The 19,603-nt window shown below is 46.3% G+C and carries 19 protein-coding genes; 3 read left to right on the forward strand and 16 right to left on the reverse strand.

From position 1 onward, the window contains the following. Positions 1 to 69: 69 nt before the first annotated feature. Both ACN6KS_RS26540 and deoC read right to left on the reverse strand, forming a co-directional pair. Positions 70 to 1,362: a homocysteine synthase gene (locus ACN6KS_RS26540; RefSeq protein ID WP_094871001.1), complete on the reverse strand. Its 1,293-nt coding sequence runs from the start codon at positions 1,360 to 1,362 to the stop codon at positions 70 to 72. 318 nt (positions 1,363 to 1,680) lie between these two features. Then, positions 1,681 to 2,358, reverse strand: coding sequence for a deoxyribose-phosphate aldolase (gene deoC, locus ACN6KS_RS26545; protein WP_094871003.1), 678 nt, complete (start codon positions 2,356 to 2,358; stop codon positions 1,681 to 1,683). A 321-nt stretch (positions 2,359 to 2,679) separates the two neighbouring features. Between deoC and ACN6KS_RS26550 the strand changes: the two genes are divergently transcribed. Next, positions 2,680 to 3,021 (forward strand): hypothetical protein, encoded by a 342-nt coding sequence (locus ACN6KS_RS26550; protein WP_094871005.1) that lies wholly within the window; start codon positions 2,680 to 2,682, stop codon positions 3,019 to 3,021. Positions 3,022 to 3,031: 10 nt separating this feature from the next. Further along, on the forward strand, positions 3,032 to 4,024 hold the full coding sequence (locus ACN6KS_RS26555) for a ketoacyl-ACP synthase III (RefSeq protein ID WP_256989859.1): 993 nt from the start codon (positions 3,032 to 3,034) through the stop codon (positions 4,022 to 4,024). A gap of 66 nt (positions 4,025 to 4,090) precedes the next feature. Here ACN6KS_RS26555 and ACN6KS_RS26560 read toward each other — a convergent pair whose 3' ends face one another. The 6 genes from ACN6KS_RS26560 to ACN6KS_RS26585 form a co-directional block, all read right to left on the reverse strand. Next, complete coding sequence (locus tag ACN6KS_RS26560; RefSeq protein WP_256989860.1) at positions 4,091 to 4,924, reverse strand: prohibitin family protein; 834 nt, start codon at positions 4,922 to 4,924, stop codon at positions 4,091 to 4,093. 105 nt (positions 4,925 to 5,029) lie between these two features. Continuing rightward, a complete protein-coding gene (locus tag ACN6KS_RS26565) occupies positions 5,030 to 5,803 on the reverse strand; it encodes a hypothetical protein (protein WP_440960822.1) in 774 nt (257 codons plus the stop codon). A 188-nt stretch (positions 5,804 to 5,991) separates the two neighbouring features. Further along, on the reverse strand, positions 5,992 to 6,990 hold the full coding sequence (locus tag ACN6KS_RS26570; RefSeq protein WP_094871008.1) for an LLM class flavin-dependent oxidoreductase: 999 nt from the start codon (positions 6,988 to 6,990) through the stop codon (positions 5,992 to 5,994). Positions 6,991 to 7,011: 21 nt separating this feature from the next. After that, positions 7,012 to 7,494: an Rrf2 family transcriptional regulator gene (locus tag ACN6KS_RS26575; protein WP_094871010.1), complete on the reverse strand. Its 483-nt coding sequence runs from the start codon at positions 7,492 to 7,494 to the stop codon at positions 7,012 to 7,014. Between the two features lie 219 nt (positions 7,495 to 7,713). Then, a complete protein-coding gene (locus ACN6KS_RS26580; protein WP_440962449.1) occupies positions 7,714 to 9,159 on the reverse strand; it encodes a SulP family inorganic anion transporter in 1,446 nt (481 codons plus the stop codon). Between the two features lie 193 nt (positions 9,160 to 9,352). Continuing rightward, a complete protein-coding gene (locus tag ACN6KS_RS26585) occupies positions 9,353 to 10,429 on the reverse strand; it encodes a bifunctional 3-deoxy-7-phosphoheptulonate synthase/chorismate mutase (RefSeq protein ID WP_094871014.1) in 1,077 nt (358 codons plus the stop codon). 679 nt (positions 10,430 to 11,108) lie between these two features. Between ACN6KS_RS26585 and ACN6KS_RS26590 the strand changes: the two genes are divergently transcribed. Next, positions 11,109 to 11,654 carry a glutathione peroxidase gene (locus tag ACN6KS_RS26590; protein WP_042131085.1) on the forward strand — a complete coding sequence of 182 codons (546 nt, stop codon included), beginning with the start codon at positions 11,109 to 11,111 and terminating at the stop codon, positions 11,652 to 11,654. Between the two features lie 64 nt (positions 11,655 to 11,718). Here ACN6KS_RS26590 and ACN6KS_RS26595 read toward each other — a convergent pair whose 3' ends face one another. From ACN6KS_RS26595 to ACN6KS_RS26630, 8 genes are all read right to left on the reverse strand, one after another. Beyond that, entirely contained in the window at positions 11,719 to 12,060 is a 342-nt protein-coding gene (locus ACN6KS_RS26595) for a 4Fe-4S binding protein (RefSeq protein WP_280787932.1), read from the reverse strand. Continuing rightward, positions 12,057 to 13,667 carry an FAD-binding protein gene (locus tag ACN6KS_RS26600; protein WP_094876901.1) on the reverse strand — a complete coding sequence of 537 codons (1,611 nt, stop codon included), beginning with the start codon at positions 13,665 to 13,667 and terminating at the stop codon, positions 12,057 to 12,059. Before ACN6KS_RS26600 ends, ACN6KS_RS26595 begins: the two co-directional genes overlap by 4 nt. A gap of 78 nt (positions 13,668 to 13,745) precedes the next feature. Next, positions 13,746 to 14,804, reverse strand: coding sequence for an ABC transporter substrate-binding protein (locus ACN6KS_RS26605; RefSeq protein ID WP_440960823.1), 1,059 nt, complete (start codon positions 14,802 to 14,804; stop codon positions 13,746 to 13,748). A gap of 48 nt (positions 14,805 to 14,852) precedes the next feature. Further along, positions 14,853 to 15,185, reverse strand: a complete 333-nt coding sequence (locus ACN6KS_RS26610) for a 4Fe-4S dicluster domain-containing protein (RefSeq protein ID WP_076285505.1) — start codon at positions 15,183 to 15,185, stop codon at positions 14,853 to 14,855. Continuing rightward, entirely contained in the window at positions 15,182 to 16,789 is a 1,608-nt protein-coding gene (locus tag ACN6KS_RS26615; protein ID WP_094871022.1) for an FAD-dependent oxidoreductase, read from the reverse strand. Before ACN6KS_RS26615 ends, ACN6KS_RS26610 begins: the two co-directional genes overlap by 4 nt. 23 nt (positions 16,790 to 16,812) lie before the next feature. Then, positions 16,813 to 17,703 (reverse strand): ABC transporter permease, encoded by an 891-nt coding sequence (locus ACN6KS_RS26620; protein ID WP_440960824.1) that lies wholly within the window; start codon positions 17,701 to 17,703, stop codon positions 16,813 to 16,815. A 36-nt stretch (positions 17,704 to 17,739) separates the two neighbouring features. Then, positions 17,740 to 18,543, reverse strand: a complete 804-nt coding sequence (locus tag ACN6KS_RS26625) for an ABC transporter permease (protein ID WP_440960825.1) — start codon at positions 18,541 to 18,543, stop codon at positions 17,740 to 17,742. Positions 18,544 to 18,681: 138 nt separating this feature from the next. Further along, entirely contained in the window at positions 18,682 to 19,458 is a 777-nt protein-coding gene (locus ACN6KS_RS26630) for an ABC transporter ATP-binding protein (RefSeq protein WP_094871028.1), read from the reverse strand. Positions 19,459 to 19,603: the final 145 nt, after the last annotated feature.

The following is a 19,603-nucleotide window of genomic DNA, read 5'->3' on the forward strand; positions in this document are numbered from 1 at the left end:
AGCCTTATTAAATCACAAAAAAAAGGCATCGCCGCATAGCAGCAGATGCCTTCCTTGAACTTCATTGTTCTATTGTTGACTAGCGGCAATGGCCTGTTCCAGATCATAAATAATATCATCAATAGATTCCGTACCAATCGATAAGCGGAGCAATTCCGGGGTTACTCCCGCTGTGGTTTGCTCTTCTTCGGACAGCTGTGCATGTGTTGTACTTGCAGGGTGAATAATCAATGACTTGGAGTCACCGACATTCGCCAAATGCGAGAACAGCTTCACATTTTCAATCAGCTTGCGTCCCGCAGCACTTCCACCTTTAATACCGAAGGTAAGGATCGCTCCTTGACCTTTAGGTAAATACTTTTGCGCTAATTCATGAGATGGATGAGTAGGAAGTCCAGAATAACTTACCCATTCTACATCTGCATGTGCCTCCAAATATTGCGCAACCTTCAGCGCATTCTGGCTGTGACGCTCCATTCGCAAATGGAGTGTTTCTAGCCCTTGCAACAGCATCCAAGAGTTAAATGGTGAAATAGCAGCACCTAAATCGCGAAGTAATTGAACGCGGGCTTTGATAATATAAGCAATCGGTCCAACAGCTTCCGTATAAACAACGCCATGATAACTTGGGTCAGGCTCTGTAAGTCCTGGGAACTTACCGCTTGCCTTCCAGTCGAACTTACCACCGTCCACAATAATTCCACCGATGGATGTACCATGTCCTCCGATGAATTTGGTTGCCGAATGAACAACGATGTCAGCTCCATGCTCAATCGGACGCAGTAAATATGGACTTGGGAACGTATTATCCACAATGAGAGGAATTCCATGTTCATGTGCAATCGCTGCAATGGCTTCAATATCTAAGACATTCCCCTGTGGGTTACCAATGGTTTCTGCATACAAAGCTTTGGTTTTGTCATTGATCGCAGCACGGAAATTTTCTGGATTATCTGAATCCACAAAATGCACCTTAATGCCAAGCTTAGGCAGTGTTGTAGAAAAAAGATTATAAGTTCCACCGTATAGGCTTGCCGCAGATACAATTTCATCTCCAGCGCCCGCAATATTTAGAATGGAAAAAGAAATAGCCGCTGCCCCGGAAGCTGTAGCAAGTGCACCTGCTCCACCTTCTAGTGCTGCCAAGCGCTGTTCAAATACATCTGTGGTCGGATTCATCAGCCGAGTATAAATATTCCCAAATTCCTTGAGTGCAAACAGATCTGCTGCATGATCAGCATCACGGAACCCATAAGACGTGGTTTGATAAAGCGGTACAGCACGTGCGAAAGTAGTTGGATCAATTTCCTGGCCTGCATGAACAGTCAAAGTTTCAAATGACAGCTTACGGTCTTCTGACATTGGTATTTCCTCCCTTTATAAATAAGAATAGAAATCTTTAACAAATAATAATTGTACCCATTCTCTCATAAACGGCATCATTTGAAAAGAAAAAAATCTTATTATTCCGGTGTGAATTATTATATTTTGATTCATTCGAAGGAAACCCTGTCCGACAAAAATCAGATAACGCTTTCAATAAAAGTCTTTAAACTAAAAAAACTTATGAAAACCTATGTAGCTAGTACAGAATGTCTATGTAATTAAAAAGAATAGCGGCGAATAAAGCTTGTCCACCTCATCTCACCGCTACCGATTCACTTATCTTTTTATCTTCTATTAGTAATTGCTTTGGCTTGTTTCTCCCTTAGCAATCGCTACACCACCGCTAGTACCAATACGGCTTGCGCCTGCTTGTACCATTACTTGGGCATCTTCTGCACTACGAACACCACCAGAAGCCTTCACACCCACATTAGGTCCAACCGTTGCACGCATCAGCGCGATATCTTCCTTCGTTGCTCCACCTGTAGAGAATCCTGTGGATGTTTTTACGAAGTCTGCTCCAGCTTCAACAGAAAGCTTGCAGGCACGGACTTTTTCTTCCTCCGTTAATAAACAGGTCTCGATGATGACCTTAGTCAGTGCTTTACCGCGAGCTGCGTCTACAACTGCTGCAATATCACGTTTAACGAGCTCATCGTTACCATCTTTCAGTGCTCCGATGTTGATGACCATATCCACCTCACCCGCACCATTAGCGATTGCATTGGTGGTCTCGAATGCTTTGGTCTCTGTTGTCGAGGATCCAAGTGGGAAGCCGATAACTGTACATACTTTAACCTCAGGCGTATCCTTCAGCACTTCATGGGCAGTAGCTACCCAAGCAGGGTTTACACAGACCGAAGCAAACTTATAGGCTTTTGCTTCCTCTGCCAATTTAACGATATCTTCTTTCCGTGCATCTGCTTTAAGCAGTGTATGATCAATGATCCGCGATAGTGTAATTTCGCTCATTTTTGTCATTCCTCCATGATTTGGATAGTGAATTTTTTTCATCTCTGTAATCATACCAATAGAACTCTGCTTTGCAAAGTCGACTGGGTGATCAGAACCACCCTAACCTGGGTTAACTCATATAAATATATTTAAAGCAGGTCATTATTAACTCAATTATCTTTTCAAGTTAATTTTATAGCTTCTTGTATTTTTTAAAATATAAAGGATAATCCCCCTAAACTTTCCCATTAAAAAATACGATAATACCTATATAAATAGGTTTTTTAGCCTATTTATTGAATTTTTTCTTTTATCTACTTAGGAGGAGATTGATTTAAAATGGGAAACTTTAATTTCACCTCAAACGCTACAGCCCAAAAACTGAATGTACAAGTGGAAGGTTCTATGTCCACTGAGGACGCCGGGCGCTTCATTCAGGAGTACAATCAAATTGTAAGTACATTTGACCCGGCACAATACGAGATCATTTTAGATTGCAAGACATTAAACGTATCCTCGCCGGACACTCTTCCTATGCTTGAGCAATGCTACATACTGTATAAAGAATCAGGATTTAAAAAAGTAACCTTCATTATTGCCAAAAGCCCTGTCTTAAAAATGCAGCTAAGCCGAGTAGCACGGGCAACGAAATTAGAAAATTACGAAATTATTGAAGCATAGGAGGTTTCATTTGGGACATATAACCATCCGCCAAGCCGCTTATTACCATCCGGAGCATGTCGTATCTAATGATTATTATCTGGAGCATTTCCAGAGTATGGGCAAGGACATCAAGCGATTCCTAGAAGTCATGGGTCGTGACCGGAGGTACATCGTAAAGGAAAAGGATGAAAATGCCCTAACGATGGGACTAAAGGCCGCCCAAAAAGCGCTACAAGAAGCCAATTTACAAGGTGAAGATATGGATATGATCATGTTCGCTTCACAGACACCGGAATATACCTACCCTACCAATGCACTCCTGCTGCACCGTATGCTTCAAGGTAAACATCGGACCATTACGCAAGATTCCAATGCCAACTGTGCAGGAATGGTGTCTGCCGTGGAGCAGACAAGTCGTTATATGCAGGCTAATCCTAGCATCCGGTATGCGCTCGTCGTGGGAAGCGACTATAGCTCGGTGAACTGCAATACGGATGATGAAATTACTTACCCTAACTTCGGGGATGCCGCAGCAGCTGTCATTCTGGAGCGAAGTAGCGAGCAATCAGGCTTCATTGACTCCCTTTATTACACTGATTCTGAGGGATCTGAGAATATTATGTTCCCTGCTTGCGGTTTATCGAATATTTATCATGAGGACATTACACCGGAGCAAATCCGGATACGCTGGACACCCTTTGACGGTACAGTTTGTGTAAATGCGGCGGTTGCAGACATGAAGGAGCTTCTCTCAAGAAACGGCCTGACTACAGATGATATCTCTGCCTTCTGCCTTTCACAATTCTCTCTCAAAAATATCGAACTTATCCAAGAGGGTCTTGGACTAACTAATGAGAAATTCATCTATGTAGGTGACGAGTTCGGGTATACAGCTACAAGCAGTCCTTTTATCGCCTTTCAACGCGGCATCGAAGACGGACGAATCAAACGTGGCGATTATGTCTTCTTCTGGTCGGTTGGCGCGGGTTGGCAAATTCCTACAATGCTTTATCAATATTAATAGTAAAAAGAGCTCTTCTTCTATTGAAGGAGGGCTCTTCTATATTTTCATAATTTCAATCAAAATTTATTTAGTCAGGGATTGAATATCTACAAATGGAGTGGCTCCCCCTGTTACAGACGGCAGCACGCCATTCCATTTTTCTAACGCTTTCTCTTGGACCTCTATTTGCTTCAGCTGCACCAGCTCAGGAGTAACCTCTTGCTTCTTAAGTCTTAAGGATTCAGCCTCTGCTTGCGCCTGGGCGATTTTTTGCTTCGCTTCAATCTCGATCCGCCGGAGATCATTTTCAGCCTTCAGCGCCTGCTGCTGAGCGACCTGCTTCGCTTCAATCGACTGATTGAACGCCTCCGAGAATTTAAAGTTAACAATGTTAATATCGTTGACGATCAGGTCATATTTTGCCAGCCTAGCAGTTAAATGCTCACTGATCTCACTCGACACTACATCACGACGTGTTATCAAGTCCTCTGCTGGATATTTTGCCGTCACTTCCTTGACGATTTCCTGAATAGCCGGATTAATAATTACATTATCAAAATTACCTCCGATATTGTTCATCAGATTAAAGGCGGAAGCCTTATTTACGGAATAGTTCACCGCCACATGTGTGGATACGGGCTGAAGATCTTTTGAAGAGGCGGATGTATCGGTCTCCGCTTTCGTTACCTGCGTATTGACTTGAATCACCGTCTGAATAAACGGAACTTTAAAATGAATGCCAGGTGACAACGTATTGTCATTTAATTTACCAAAGGTTTTGTACAAACCTACATGCCCATATTCCACAGATACAAAAGAGTTCGCGCCAATCAACAATACAATGAGCACTGCTGCAACACCGCTAACTATTTTTCCCGGACGCAGCTGTTTCAATTTCGGATTCATTTGCATATTCATCCAATACCCCTCCTAGATTATGGATAATCATTTAAGCTTAATCGTCTATACGGAGTTTTGAGGGAATTGGTCGCAGGAAATATTTCAGCAGCAGTAGTCATGGCGTTACCGCTCTGGGATCAGTCCTTCTAGGGTCAATCGGAATCTTTTGCTCTGCTTGTCCCCGATATCAGAAGCTTCATATATTCCTTCATCTGTTAGCACCACGGAGTCCGCCTTCAAAGCATCATTAACGTAAGTTACCTCAGCGTGATCAACATTCCAGCGGTAAATGTAGGCACTCATCGGATTTCCATGTGCAGCTACACTCTCTATAGAGCCATCCCCATCAACATCCAGCTCTTTGGAATGTCCGGTATCTATTTGCAGCAAACCCAAGGGGTTACCGCTCTCGTCGATTAAATAATAGTTACTGAGCGAGTTATTTGCTCCTAGTCCTCCGGTGATTTTCAACACCTTTTCGTTAAACAGCCGCACTACTTCTACCTTGATATCCTCCGGTTGACGATAATTATAAGTTCCTATCGCCCCTAGACTGTATTGTCCTTGGGATGTAGAAATTCCGGCATACACATAGTCTTCGTCACTAGCCATCGTATACACACTCACTTGGATTCCTCCGAAATTATCCAGCTTCTTCTCTGTAATCAAAGTAGCGCCTGTGGGTGAAGCACTAAGTTGAGAGACTACGGGGATTGTATCCACCAGCTTCCACTCCAGCTTTATGAGGTTAGCAGCGGTGTCTGTTGGCTTCGGTCTTGAGGTGTGGTAGCCGTTAGCCGATTGAAGGGGGGATGGGTCAACCTGATGTTGGCAGCCTGCCAGCAAATTAATTAGAAGCAAGGCTGTCAGCGTAACGGATTTATGTAAAGGAAACATCTCTTGGTCACTTCCTATCCTCTTTTTAAAATTTAATCTTTCATTAATCATAGATGAAGTTAGAATTTCAAATGTTACTTTTAGGAGGCTGTAGGGTTAATTTATTGTCTTTTGAGGGTATGTATCGATCAAAAAGCTAAATTGGCATACAAAAAACCCGCATCAAATGCGGGTTTGAGAGGAAAGAATCAAGAGCCTAGCAGTTCACGCGCCAACAGTCGATAAACCTCTAGACGTTTCTCCTGCGAATGCGGAATGCTGCATATCATTGCTTCTTGGAATCCATAGTGTGCTTGTTCTTCTTGCAAACGTACAGCGATGTCTTTAACCGCACCAACCAAATGAATCTTGCGCCCTTCTTTGATTGACATCCGGTCAATTTCCGATAACGAAATGTTCTGAGCTTCTTCTGGTGTCAGCACCTGAGTAATCCGGCCCTTACTCATCATCAACCGAAAAATATCCTGCGGTAATGCTTCATACTCAGCTTCTTCCTTCGTTTCTGCTGTGGTCACCATATAGGATACACTGATCTCTGGTTTGTCCATAAAGATAGAAGGCTGGTAGTTATTCCGATAATGGTCCAAGATCTCATTACTCATCGCACCATTAAAAAATTGTGCGAAGGAGTATCCGACTCCCATTTGTGCAGCTTTTCGCGCACTATTGCCACTTGAGCCTAACAACCATACTTCAGGAAGCGCCACCTTCGTTGGAGCAGCGAGATTTTTGGCATATAGCTCATCTTCCGGAATCTGATCACTAAGCAGCTGCATAGTAATGCCAAGCTTGTCATACATATTATGCAGCATTAACTCGCGGCCTTCAGACAAAGCGTACATGGCGCTTGTATCGCCACCCGGAGCTCGCCCTACACCAAAATCAATTCTTCCCGGGGAAAAAGCACTTAACGTTTTAAATACTTCCGCCAGCTTAAGCGGAGAATAATGCATCATCATTACACCGCCGGTGCCGATTCGAATACGGTTGGTTTTGGCGGCTAAACGGGCAGCCGTTACTTCCGGAGCTGAGCTAGCAAATGTATTTCCGCCATGGTGCTCTGCCATCCACATTCTGCTATATCCCAGCTCATCTGCTAAAATAGCCAGTTCTTCTGCTTTATTCAAGGCACCTTCCGCAGTGTTACCGCTTGTCACGGGTGCCTGATCCAATATGCTTAATCTCATGCGAATACATCCCTTCTTTGGTTAGATGACCATTTTATTGCTGACCCATTCCTCTAAGGCTGCAATCTTATCTTTAAAGCGTTCACCACGCATTTCCTCCGACAACGAAGCAATGGTCTCCCGCTTTAATACAGCTTTCCAAGAGGATTCAGCTTCCTCCATCAGATTCGTTAACAGGCAGCAGCTATCTTCTTTTTCTAAATCCAACATGTCTACCAAAATACCATTGGATGAGTACAGCGACTGCTGGCCTTCCACTGCAAGGTAAACGTCATATACACGAATATCTTCAGGTCTTTTCTTTAATTTAAAGCCACCTTTAATGCCGGGAACAGACGTGATGATGTCTGCGGTTACCAGCTTTCTTAACAGTTTTTGAAAATAGGTCGCCGATGCTCCGAGCTGTTGGCTAATCGCTTCTCCAGGCAGCACCGCCTTGTCCGGCAGCATGTTAAGCAGAACCAGTGCGTACACCGACTGTTCTACCCCTGTTTTCATATGCATGTATAGCACCTCGATTTACGTAAATAGCTTGATTAAAAATGTAGATAGTACCGTCCGCGTATAAAGCGGATAAACATTATCCACTTTATATTTTATATTAGATTGTACCAAAAGTAAAACCTTGCCCGTCTTCTCTTACCGTTAATATCTGCTATAAAAAAAAAGATCACGCATATAGCGCAATCTTTTATCAGGGTATCCGTTATTTTCTTGTATGTCCTACTGTATAGATAACCCCACCCGCTGAACCAGCTGTGAGCTCTGATCATTAAGTCCGGTAATGGTGACTTTTTTGCCATGCTCAGCATATTTGCTCATTGTCTTCGCTATGGCATGAACTGCAGATTGGTCCCACACATGGGAGTGTGAAAAATCGATAATAATATGATCCGGATCGCTATCGTAGGCGAATTCATGAATGAAGTGGCTTGTCGTGCCGAAGAACAGCTGGCCGGACACCGCATATGTGTTGGAAGAGGTTGCTTCCTGAACCGTTAGGCGGATCGAAGCTATTTTCCAAGCAAACGTTAAAGCACTTAACAGAACCCCAAACAAAACTCCAATAGAAAGGTTGTCCGTAGCCACCACAGTAACCACCGTTACAATCATAACGAGTGCATCGCTTAGCGGGACACGGGTTAAAGTTTTGAGTGAGCCCCATTCAAAGGTGCTGATACAGACCATTATCATTACGCCGACGAGAGCGCCCATCGGGATCTGCTTCACCACATCGCCAAGTACAATAATTAGAAACAATAAAAAGATCCCTGACACAAACGTGGACAGACGCGTGCGTCCTCCTGACTTCATGTTAACCATCGACTGGCCAATCATCGCACAGCCTGCCATCCCTCCGAAAAAACCAGTGACTACATTCGCCAGCCCCTGTCCCTTCGCCTCTCTGTTCTTATCACTACCTGTGCCCGTAATATCGTCTATTAAGGTGGCAGTCATCAGGGATTCCAATAGCCCAACTACGGCCAGTGAGAGTGAATATGGCAAAATAATAAGCAGCGTATCCAGCGTGAACGGGATCTCAGGGAGATGGAATAGGGGCAAAGTTGCTGTAATATTCCCCATATCACCTACGGTTCTTACGTCCAGATGAAGAGCGATACTAAGAACAGAAACGATAACAATCGCTACAAGTGCTGAAGGTACGGCTTTGGTAAACCGAGGAACCGTGTAGATAATAAGCAAGGTCAGAGCTACCAGGCCGTACATTACCCAACCTTGTCCCTTAAAATGGGTAAGCTGCGCCATGAAAATCAGTATCGCCAGCGCGTTAACAAAACCCGTCATGACCGGCTGTGGCAAAAACGTAATAAATCGCCCCAGCTTTAGCATCCCCATCAATATCTGAAACACACCAGCCAATACCGTTGCCGCGAACAGATACTCAATTCCGTGTTCTAGTACAAGACTTCCGACTAATAGAGCCATAGCCCCCGTAGCTGCCGAGATCATTCCGGGTCTGCCCCCGGCAAGTGCGGTTACAATTGCAATACAGAAAGAGGCATATAAACCAACCATCGGACTTACTCCTGCCAGGATCGAAAAGGCAATCGCTTCAGGAATGAGTGCAACGGCTACGGTCATCCCCGATAAAATATCGGTCCGAGTGTTAGAAAACCACCCATTATTTAAGGTAAGCTGCTTCAAAATCTAATTTCCTCCTGTGACTAATAAGGTATATAGGCCTTTTTCAAAAAGACCCGGGGCCGGTGCAACGCTTATGTTCCTTATTGTACTCGACCCGCCTTCACCTTCACAAAAAGATTAGATAGACTTGTAAGCGCTTATTCACCTCATTTTCTAGCCAATCCTTGAAATATCATTTAAATTCTATATTTCTAGATTACCGGTATAGTCCGGAAGCTTTCACTTCATTAAAGAAGGTGTTGAACTCATCAATATTCAGCTGCTGCGCGGCATCGGACAACGCGGTTGCAGGATCAGGATGCACCTCGACCATAATACCATCGGCTCCGGCTGCGAGTGCGGCTTTCGCACATGGGATAAGAATATCTTTGCGTCCTGTGGAGTGAGTAACATCGACCAATACTGGCAGATGGCATTCCTGCTTGAGAATAGGCACCGCTGAGATATCGAGCGTGTTGCGGGTCGCTTTTTCATACGTGCGAATTCCGCGTTCAATCAACATAATTTGTGTGTTGCCACGAGACATAATGTATTCCGCTGCATGGATGAATTCATCGAGCGTGGCAGCCAATCCGCGTTTCAACAGCACTGGCTTATTAACTTCTCCGACCGCTTTTAGCAGCTCGAAATTATGCATGTTCCGTGCACCGATCTGGATGATATCTACATAGTCCAAGGACTCTTCAATATGTCTTGGATCTACAATCTCACTGATGGTCAGCAGGCCATAATCATTTGCTGCTTCACGTAGTATTCTTAGGCCATCCATGCCTAGACCTTGGAAGTCATAAGGGGAAGTCCGCGGCTTGAAGGCACCTCCACGCATTACACGTACGCCAGCTTTTTGCAGGGCTGCAGCTACGGTGCGGGTCTGTAGTTCGCTCTCCACAGAGCAAGGACCGGCTACCATCAGGGAAGAAGAACCGCCAACGGTCACATCTCCCGGCAGAACAATTACTGTGTCTTCTTTGTGACTCTTACGTGCGACTAGCAAAGTTTTTTTATGTTCATCGGATTGTAAGTCCAGAGATGCTGAAAAAATTTGTTTGAAGAGGCTGCGGATGGTCCCGTTAGTGAAAGGTCCTTGATTGCTCGCTACGAGCTGATCGAGCATTTTCTTTTCACGTTCTGGATCAAATTTAGGCACACCTTGCTTTTCTTTAACTACTCCAATCTCCTGCACAATCTTAGCCCGCTCGGAGATCAGCTCCAGCAATTGACCATTGATTTCATCCAGACGACCTCTAAGCACATCCAATTCCACGTTACTCATTACCCTTCCACTCCCTCTTGTTATTTATAATTTGAAACGCAAAAAGGCCCCCCGTCGCAAGGGACGAGGAGCCGTGGTACCACCCTTATTTAGAATTAACCTGAATACTAGCACAAAGGAATAGACAATCCGATTCCCTGGACTAAAGATTAACTCTGTCTTTCACCCGGTAACGCGGAGCGCGGGCCTCCCTACTCATACCTGTCACGACCTGTGACAATTACTTCAGGGGCCGACTCGGAAGTGAACTTCGGCATTCATCGTCTCATGAGGGTGCTCTCAGTCTCCGGCACGCCTTCCCTGTTAAGATCCGCTATAATGCTTACTCTCTTCGTCATTGTCTTTGATTATGTCAGCGCGTCTTTTACGCTGGTTTCTGCTATCTTAATCAAAAAATGTTGCCGACGCAAGATAATAATGTAACGCTGAGTAGCTTTAATGCATTAAAATTATTTGAAGTAAAGTTTTTCCTATATCAACTTGTTTGAATAGGCTTTGAAGATGAAATAACCCATATGCATACTATGATAGCAATGCCTTAAAGGTTCCTATCCCTTTCTATGTATGATGTTGACAGCGATATTTTGATTGTTTACAATTAAATCATTGAAAATATTTCCTTTTCTTATTCACTGACAGCTTTAACGTTTTGAATACACAACTGAAGGGATGTAACAGCATGAGCATTTATCCATATACAGCACGCAGTATTCGGGGAAAAGATATCGAACTAGAGCAATACAAAGGTAAAGTCCTTCTGATTGTGAATACAGCAAGTAAGTGCGGATTTACCCACCAATATTCCGACCTGCAAAAGCTCTATGAGAGATACGAAGATCGCGGCTTCCAAATTCTCGGATTCCCATCCAATCAATTTGGGGAGCAGGAACCTGGCAGCAATGAAGAAGTGAATGTATTTTGCCAAATCAATTACGGCGTTACGTTCCCTCTCTTTGAGAAGGTTGAAGTAAAGGGCGAAAATAAACATCCCCTCTTCACTCACCTTACTGAGCAGGCTGGATTTGAAGGTTTCGACATGAACCATTCTTCAGGAAAGCTGCTTCAAAGCATGCTTGAGAGCAAAGATCCGGAAGCATTGAACAATGATGAAATCAAATGGAATTTCACTAAATTCCTGATTGATCGCGAAGGCAATGTTATCACTAGATTCGAATCTACAGTAGACCCGTTGGATATTGAGCCAGCTATTGAAGCACTGCTATAGATTTTAACGTATCAAAAAGCCCCCCCTTTCGGGTGGCTTTTTTAGTTTTTGTACACTAGCACTTTCACGTACGGTACTGCTCCGTAAACACTTCAAAATAAGGGGTGGTATCCCTTTCCGCCATCGAGCCGTTAGCCTCTGGCCCCCAGCCGATCTCAGCCCTCCAGCTTCCTAGCACTCCCGTCCGAATTAACGCCTCCTCATTTACACCGATCAACCGATCTGCCTGCGGCGCTACATAAAGTGCATCTACAGGACAATAAGCTTCACACATGAAACAAGTCTGGCAATCTTCCTGACGCGCAATGACCGGAATCTTCCCCTTCATCTCGAATACGTTCGTTGGGCAAACCTTCGTACACAGTTTGCAGCCCACACAGCGTTCCAAGCTAATTAGTTCGATCATATCGCTTGCCCCTCCTTTAGTGGATTCAGTTCATGAGCATGGGGCACAGCCTCGGTACTGATCCTTATTTGCTCTATACCGGATACAATCAGCCGGTAGGTTTGACGCGGATCAAGCGCTGGATATTCCGCGAGCTTTTGCAGGCCGCGCGTCTCCTTGCGGGCGAGCGCGGCGGTGTACATCCACCTGCCGACCGCGAGCATTGCCGCGGCTTCACGCGATTGCACGATGCCCTGTACGGTGGAGGGAACCCGCCCGTTCAAGAAGGGCATCAAGGCATTCAGCCGCTTCAAGGCTGAAGAAATGCCCGGCTCGCTGCGGAAATAATTGATCTGCAGCGGCAAGATTTCACGCTGGATCGCCGCGACTAGCGGCTTCACCTCCAGCGTGTCCGAGGTGTTGGCGCCAGCCGCCAGACCGTAGCGTCCCGCTGCGGTGAGGTTGCGGCTGTTCGCCTGCCCTCGGCTGGACCGTGCATGCTGCGCGGCTCCCTGGCCTGCCCAGCTTCCGCTGCATATGGCCCAGGAAGCGTTATAAGCCCCGCCGCCGGAGATGGCGCCGGTCACTTTCTCGCGTGATGCGGCATCTCCGGCCGCATAAAGTCCGGGCACGGTCGTCCGGCAGTCCGTGCCCGTAAGGCGCAGACCCCCAGTGCCGCGCATCGTGCCCTCATAGCGCAGGGTGAGCGGGAATTTCTGCTTAAACGCATCAATTCCCGCCCGCTCCAGCGGCATAAAGAAAATCGGATGCGCTTTTCGCAGAAAATCCTGTTTCTCCGCTGTATCTGCCAGATCAAGCGAAGCATAAACCGGCCCCTTGAGCAGCATTTCAGGAATGCTGCCAAAAGTCCGATCCCCTTTATGCAGCGGATGACCGTCCGCGTCATAAAGGGTGGCCCAGGCCAGCATACGTCCACGTGTTACGGTTCCGTCTGCAAAGCTCGGCGCGTATTGGCGGCTGAATTCCATACCTGACAAATCGGCTCCCACTTCAGCGGACATCAGCAGCCCTTCGCCTGTCAGAACGTTGCAGCCAAGACCTTTGCTGAGAAAAGCACAGCCTCCGGTTGCCATCACAACGGCGTTAGCCTTCACTTCCCAGGTCTCTCCTGTCAAACGATTGATCCCGCGAGCCCCGCCAACCCCATGTTCATCATGAAGAAGTTCCAGCGCTGGCGACTGATCGAGGATCGTGACCCCCGCTTTGCGGACAACTCTTCGCATAATCCGCATGTATTCTGGTCCGTGCAGATGTGTGCGCAATGAGTTTCCTGCCTCATCTTTTGGAAAAGGATAACCCCACTGCTCGATTAAAGCCAGATTCTGTTCTACCTGATCCAGCACACGGTGAATCCAAGCATTCTCCGACAAATATCCACCGGATTTTAGCCTGGATTGTACCGCCTGCTCCCGCAGCTCAGCAATTGGAGGGATAACGAGCAGCGTCGTCCCTCCAGGCGCAGTTGCGCCGCTTGTGCCCAAGTAGCCCTTATCTGCAAGGACTACCTTTGCACCTTGTGACGCTGCACTCCATGCCGCCCAAGCTCCTGCAGGACCTCCGCCAAGCACGAGGACATCCACTGTCAGTTCCTTCTTAAGCTGCGACATTTGACTTCCTCCCCAAAAACTCGCTAGTACATGTTATTCTAGACAGCTTCAAATTCAGATTTTGCTTTCCAGCCATAGTTATTTCAGCTGCCAATCGCTAATATTAAAGTCTTTTTTCGCTAGTTTTTCTTCGACAAGGAAGTTCTTGGTACCCTCTAGTAGCTTGGTTCCTTCGTCAGTGAACGCGGTATCTTTGATATCACTGATTGGATTTACTTGCTTCGCCAGCTCTGGCGTTGTATCTCCGATTTCAGCCAGAAATTGATAATACTCATCCTCGTGCTGCTTCAGATCTGCTAAAGCTTTCTCACGAGCCTCGTTCCACACCTTCGGAAAATCAGGGAATTTCGCCAGATAGTCCTCAGACACAACAGTTGCACTGGTGCCAAGCAGATTCGGATGCTTCGAGGCATCATCTAAATGAGTGTAGCCTTGGTCAATTAACTTCAGCGCAGGAACACCAAGATTCGTTGTAGCCTCTACATCTCCACGGGCTAAAGCTGCGGTAGCATCCGGAATGAGCATATGCACGAGTTTGTAGTCAGTTACGCCTTCCTCCTGAAGTAATCCAACGACATAACGGTGCATAAAAGAGCCTTTTTGAATGGCAATAGTCTTCCCTTGCAGATCTTTCACCGTCTTTGGTCCATCTTTCTTACCGATTAGATAACCGATAGTGTTGGCTGAGGATTGTGAAATCAGACGTGTCTTGGCGCCAGAAGCATAAGCAATAATAGCAGGTGTATCCCCAAGGCTGCCGATATCTAATCGACCACTAATTAAGGATTCTGTCTGATCAGGACCGTTTGGAAAGCCCGTAAGCTTCACTTCAGTAATGCCATATTTCTTCAGCTCTTCTTGAATGATCCCTTTATAAAATCCCCAGCCCTCCGCGCCACCTGGCACATTCAACTTATTAGAGCCTATAAAACCAAAGTTCAGTACCGCTGGAACGTTACTTTCGGATTTGCCTCCAGATTTCTCTGTACTAGAGCCGCCGGATGCAGATGCTCCATTTCCTCCAGCGTTATTTCCGCAAGCCTGAAGTACCAGCATAACCATCATAATCGTAGTTAAAAGTGCAAATCGTATCCTTTTAGAACGTTTCCCTTGAATCTCTCTGTACGCTGGTTTCATTTCTTTCTCCCCCTAGATTTATGTTATTTATCTTAATCTTAATCAAGGTCAGAACCCTGCCCTCGATGCCAATTTGTACATAAAGTCATGACTTGCTACCGGTTGTCTGCCTTTGCCCCAGCCTACCTTTTCACGATAACCACCAAGTAATCCCTGCTCCTCTAGCCCTGCCTCTGTCACCCCAATCACTTTCTCTGAATCTGGAGCAACGTAGAGAGCATCCACAGGACAATACAGCTCACACATAAAGCAAGTCTGGCAATCGCTCTGCCGGGCAATAACAGGAATGCCATCCTCTACCCGTTCGAAGACATTGGTCGGGCAGACCGATACACATTGGTTGCACTCTACACATCTGGCAGCGCTGATCACCTCAATCACGATAGAACCCCCTCCTTGGCCACGGCTTCTGTCTTTACCCATACCTGATCCAATCCACCGCTAATTAAGCGATGATGCTGTTCTTGATCCGTTCCCTTAAAATCTTCACGCTTATGCATGCCCCTCGTCTCCGTACGGGCAAGCGCGGAATTGTACATCCAACGGGCAGTTGCAGTCATGGCTTCTGCTTCACGCGCTTTAACCCCTTCAGGGGTACGCTGAATCTCACGGCTACGCTGTTCTTTCCACAATTCATTCAGACGGCCTAATGAAGAGGTCAGCCCTTTGTCCGTACGGAATAAATTAATGTCATACGGCTTCACTTCAGCCTGCACAGCAGACACAACCTCTGACGTATGAGCTGATACTCCAGGCTTCACTTCTTGATGAACCAGTGGGGAAGATGATAATCCGACTGGATTACGGTACGCTGCATTCGAGCCAAGGCTCTGCGCATAGATAGCAGCCCCTTCTCCTGCAAAACTGCCGGATGACATAGCCCAAGCCGCATTATGGCTGCCACCACCAGTAAATCCCCCGCAAATTAGCTCACGAGTAGCTGCATCTCCTGCCGCATAAAGTCCGGGAACACCTGTGCCACAGCTTTCGTCTGTGATATGAATACCACCCGTCCCACGAACCGTTCCTTCGAGACGAAGCGTAACCGGAAAAGCATCCTTGAAAGGATCGATCCCTTGTCGATCAAAGGGTAGAAAAAAGTTCGTCTGCGCCACCCGCAGAAGAGGTCTTAAATCTTCTGGTGCTCCATCCAACTTGGCGTATACCTGATTGCCTGCTAGCAAATTCCGAGCGATAACTGAACGCCCTTTCTTGGAACCCGCCCCTTCCACAATGCTTCCATCCTCATAATAAAAGCTGGCATAGTTGTAATATGCTGTCTTGGTTACAGAGGAGAACGTAGGGCAGATCGCGTAGGCATTAGAGAATTCCATGCCGGACAAGTTCGCCCCAGCCTCAGCTGCAAATAGATAGCCATCACCAGTAAGCACGTTGCAACCAAGCGCCTTACTTAGGAAGGCACAACCCCCAGTAGCAATAACGACTGCCCCTGCTTGAACCGTCCAGGTATCACCACTCTGGGTATGGACCCCAGCCGCTCCAGCTACGCCATGCTCATCCGCAAGGAGCTCCATGGCTGGGCTATGATCTAAAATTTTAACGCCCGCCTTTTTCACCAGCTTACGCATTAATTTCATATATTCCGGTCCCTGAAGACTTTTACGATACTGGTTACCCTGCTCATCTACAGGGAATGGATATCCTGAAACGCCAAGTTTGTTCATATTGGCATAGGTACGGTCTAGCACTCGGTCCATCCAGCGGGATTCAGCCAACTGACCGCCCAATGTATAACGACTTGCTTTGGCCTCCTCCCGGAGCTTCTCATCCGGCTTCACATACCAGACTCCTGTTCCTGAGGGGGCCGTTGCACCGCTCGAACCGCAGTAGCCTTTATCTGCGAGGACAACTTTCGCACCCTTCGCTGAGGCCGTAAGGGCTGCCCATGTTCCTGCCGGTCCTCCACCTATAACAAGCACATCCGCCACCAAATTCAACGATCCTTTTTGTATCGATCCACGCATAGCTCAAGACCTCCTCAAATGATTTACCCTTCGTAACTATCGCGCCAGAACAGGAACTTACGTTCAATGATTCGGAACAATGAATCGATCAGCTTACCGACGATAGCGAATATAATAATGCCTACAAACACAACCTCTGTATTGGAATTCTGCTTCGCCTCATTGATCAGGAATCCGATCCCTGACTGTGATCCAATGAGTTCAGCTACAACAAGACCGATCCATGCTACAGCCAAAGACAGCCGTAATCCTAACAAAATTCCGGGCAATGCTGCTGGCAAAATCAGCCTGCGCAGCTTTTGATAAGGGCTAAAACCTAACACCCGAGATACCTCGAACAGCTTATTGTCCACATTGCGTATGCCCATAAATGTATTAATATAGAGCGGAAAGAATGACCCTGTCAGAATGATCACTATTTTGGACATTTCCCCAAAGCCGAACCATAAAATGATCAGCGGTGCTATAGCTAGATGAGGAACAAGCCTAAGTACCTGTACACTGGGATCGAGCACATACTCCACACTGCGAAACAAGCCAGTCAGTACTCCAAATAAAAGGCCTAGAACGCCTCCGATAAGAAATCCAATTCCCGCCCTCCCCATACTGACACCTAGGTGATGAGTTAACTCTCCAGTCACCAATAGGTCTGTAAAAGCTCTGGCGATCGACAATGGAGTCGGCAGAAACTGCGCAGAGATCATTCCGGTGGTTCCTGCCAGCTGCCAAAGAATGAGCGTCACCACCGGAATGATAGCGCCCGTTCCCCAATCTGACAGTAGAGATTTCCATGCTATAGATACCGCCGATTTCTCCAATTTCTTAGTCGATAAAGGAGCAATATCACTGCTATCTAGCGATTCTCTTGCTCTTGTAGTATTATTTTTCAAAATAGCTTCTACTCCATCGCCCATGGTGTATCCCCCTTTCGTTTCATGCGCGTTTTCGGTTTATCCGCGATAGTTGTCCTGCCATCTCAGCAGCCGTCGTTCAATGTAGCGAACAAGAGAATCACTCACCAGTCCTGCAATGGCAAAAATAATAATTCCCACGAACACCACAGGTGTATCCGCGAATTGACGCGCGTCCGACATCATATACCCAATGCCTGAAGTGGAAGCAATCAGCTCTGCGACTACCAGACCTAACCAAGAGAGCCCCAAGGAAAGGCGCACTCCGAGAATAATATTCGGCAGCGCCGCTGGAAGTACTAATCTTGCAATTTGCTTTATAGGGCTAAATCCAAGCACTCGAGATACTTCAAACAGCTTGTTATCCACGCCGCGGATGCCCATGAACGTATTAATATACAGTGGGAAAAATGCCCCCTTAGCAATCAGTAACACCTTCGACTCCTCACCGATCCCGAACCATAAGATGAACAGCGGGACTACCGCCAGACTCGGGATCATACGAATCATTTGCAGGGATGGATCTAGCAATTTCTCTGATCTGCGGAACAGACCTACGAGAATGCCTAATAGCAGACCAAGTCCACCACCGAGCAGGAATCCGGAAAGGGCTCTGACCAAGCTGATCCTAAAGTTTGGCCATAAATCTCCTGAAGCGGCCAAGGCTACAAAAGATTCAGCAATGGTATACGGCGTCGGGAACAACATATCTGAGATCATTCCGTAGTGTCCAAGAGTCTGCCACAGAATCAGTACACTGCCCGGCAGCAGGAGACCCAGTCCCAAAGTTGTTACCTTTCCGGGGCGTCCGGAAGTTCTTACGGCCATCGCCCGATTTGTCATACTCTGCACCCACCTTTTTTAAGCTTTACCTTCACTTTAAATAACAAAAAGAGACCCTCGAATGTTAGTTCATTTCGAAAGTCTCCATCGGTATGGTCGACATCTTTATAGTCATTAAGCTACTTAAATTTGTGAATTCTATATTCCTGCCCCATCAATAAGCTCAAGCTCATCGACTTTTTCAAAATAATTCAATACCTTCAGGCGTAGCTCTTGAAAGGAAGACGTTGTTTTTTTACGTGGATACGGTAAATCTACCGGTACAATCTTACGTATTTTTCCGGGGCGGGGTTCTAGAATCACTACCCGATTACCTAGAAATACAGCCTCATCAATATCATGCGTTACAAAAATCATGGTTGTTTTGTTGGCCCTCCAAATGTCCAGCAAGACCGTCTGCATATGCGCTCTAGTGAATGCATCCAGTGCACCAAACGGTTCATCCAGCAACAGAATTTTTGGATTTCGCAGCAGCGCACGGGCTATCGCTACCCGTTGGGCCATCCCTCCCGATAACTCCCGGGGATAGGATTTCTCAAACCCATTTAGCTTGACGAGATCAATCAACTCATCGACCTTGCGTCTAATTTCCTTGTTGCCTAGCGTCAAATCGGAAGCAATATTCTTCTCTACGGTGAGCCAAGGAAATAGACGATGCTCTTGAAAAATAAACCCCTTATCGATGCCGGGACCTCCAATTTCCGTCCCTCCTAAGGTAACACTCCCCGTATATCCACTGTCCAAACCGGCCACGATGCGCAGCAGCGTGCTTTTTCCGCAGCCACTGGGCCCGATGACCGTAATGAATTCGCCCTCTTGCACATGGAGATCAACATTATACAGTGCCTGAACATGCCCTCCGGCAGACTCAAAACGTTTATTTAGATTTGAAATCGACAGCAACGCTTCTCCCATCGTGACCCCTCCTTCAATTCTGTATACAAAAAAAACAGAGGTATTGCGCTTTTACATTCGCAATACCTCTGTAGGAACAGTCGGTAATTATTATTCAAAGTAAATCAATTGGAATTATAATATTTAAAATATCATCCATTTGAAA

Origin of the sequence: Paenibacillus nitricinens (assembly GCF_052056485.1) — a bacterium.
GTDB classification, from domain to species: domain Bacteria; phylum Bacillota; class Bacilli; order Paenibacillales; family Paenibacillaceae; genus Paenibacillus_AQ; species Paenibacillus_AQ nitricinens.

Bases quoted from the DNA above. Each gene is read 5' to 3' on its own strand.
- ACN6KS_RS26595 (WP_280787932.1), bottom strand. From the start codon at position 12,060: ATGATCGAACTAATTAGCTTGGAACGCTGTGTGGGCTGCAAACTGTGT.
- ACN6KS_RS26615 (WP_094871022.1), bottom strand. From the start codon at position 16,789: ATGCGTGGATCGATACAAAAAGGATCGTTGAATTTGGTGGCGGATGTG.
- ACN6KS_RS26620 (WP_440960824.1), bottom strand. From the start codon at position 17,703: ATGGGCGATGGAGTAGAAGCTATTTTGAAAAATAATACTACAAGAGCA.
- ACN6KS_RS26550 (WP_094871005.1), top strand. From the start codon at position 2,680: ATGGGAAACTTTAATTTCACCTCAAACGCTACAGCCCAAAAACTGAAT.
- ACN6KS_RS26590 (WP_042131085.1), top strand. From the start codon at position 11,109: ATGAGCATTTATCCATATACAGCACGCAGTATTCGGGGAAAAGATATC.
- ACN6KS_RS26585 (WP_094871014.1), bottom strand. From the start codon at position 10,429: ATGAGTAACGTGGAATTGGATGTGCTTAGAGGTCGTCTGGATGAAATC.
- ACN6KS_RS26565 (WP_440960822.1), bottom strand. From the start codon at position 5,803: ATGTTTCCTTTACATAAATCCGTTACGCTGACAGCCTTGCTTCTAATT.
- ACN6KS_RS26630 (WP_094871028.1), bottom strand. From the start codon at position 19,458: ATGGGAGAAGCGTTGCTGTCGATTTCAAATCTAAATAAACGTTTTGAG.
- ACN6KS_RS26625 (WP_440960825.1), bottom strand. From the start codon at position 18,543: ATGACAAATCGGGCGATGGCCGTAAGAACTTCCGGACGCCCCGGAAAG.
- ACN6KS_RS26600 (WP_094876901.1), bottom strand. From the start codon at position 13,667: ATGTCGCAGCTTAAGAAGGAACTGACAGTGGATGTCCTCGTGCTTGGC.
- ACN6KS_RS26560 (WP_256989860.1), bottom strand. From the start codon at position 4,924: ATGAATATGCAAATGAATCCGAAATTGAAACAGCTGCGTCCGGGAAAA.
- deoC (WP_094871003.1), bottom strand. From the start codon at position 2,358: ATGAGCGAAATTACACTATCGCGGATCATTGATCATACACTGCTTAAA.
- ACN6KS_RS26540 (WP_094871001.1), bottom strand. From the start codon at position 1,362: ATGTCAGAAGACCGTAAGCTGTCATTTGAAACTTTGACTGTTCATGCA.
- ACN6KS_RS26575 (WP_094871010.1), bottom strand. From the start codon at position 7,494: ATGCATATGAAAACAGGGGTAGAACAGTCGGTGTACGCACTGGTTCTG.
- ACN6KS_RS26605 (WP_440960823.1), bottom strand. From the start codon at position 14,804: ATGAAACCAGCGTACAGAGAGATTCAAGGGAAACGTTCTAAAAGGATA.
- ACN6KS_RS26570 (WP_094871008.1), bottom strand. From the start codon at position 6,990: ATGAGATTAAGCATATTGGATCAGGCACCCGTGACAAGCGGTAACACT.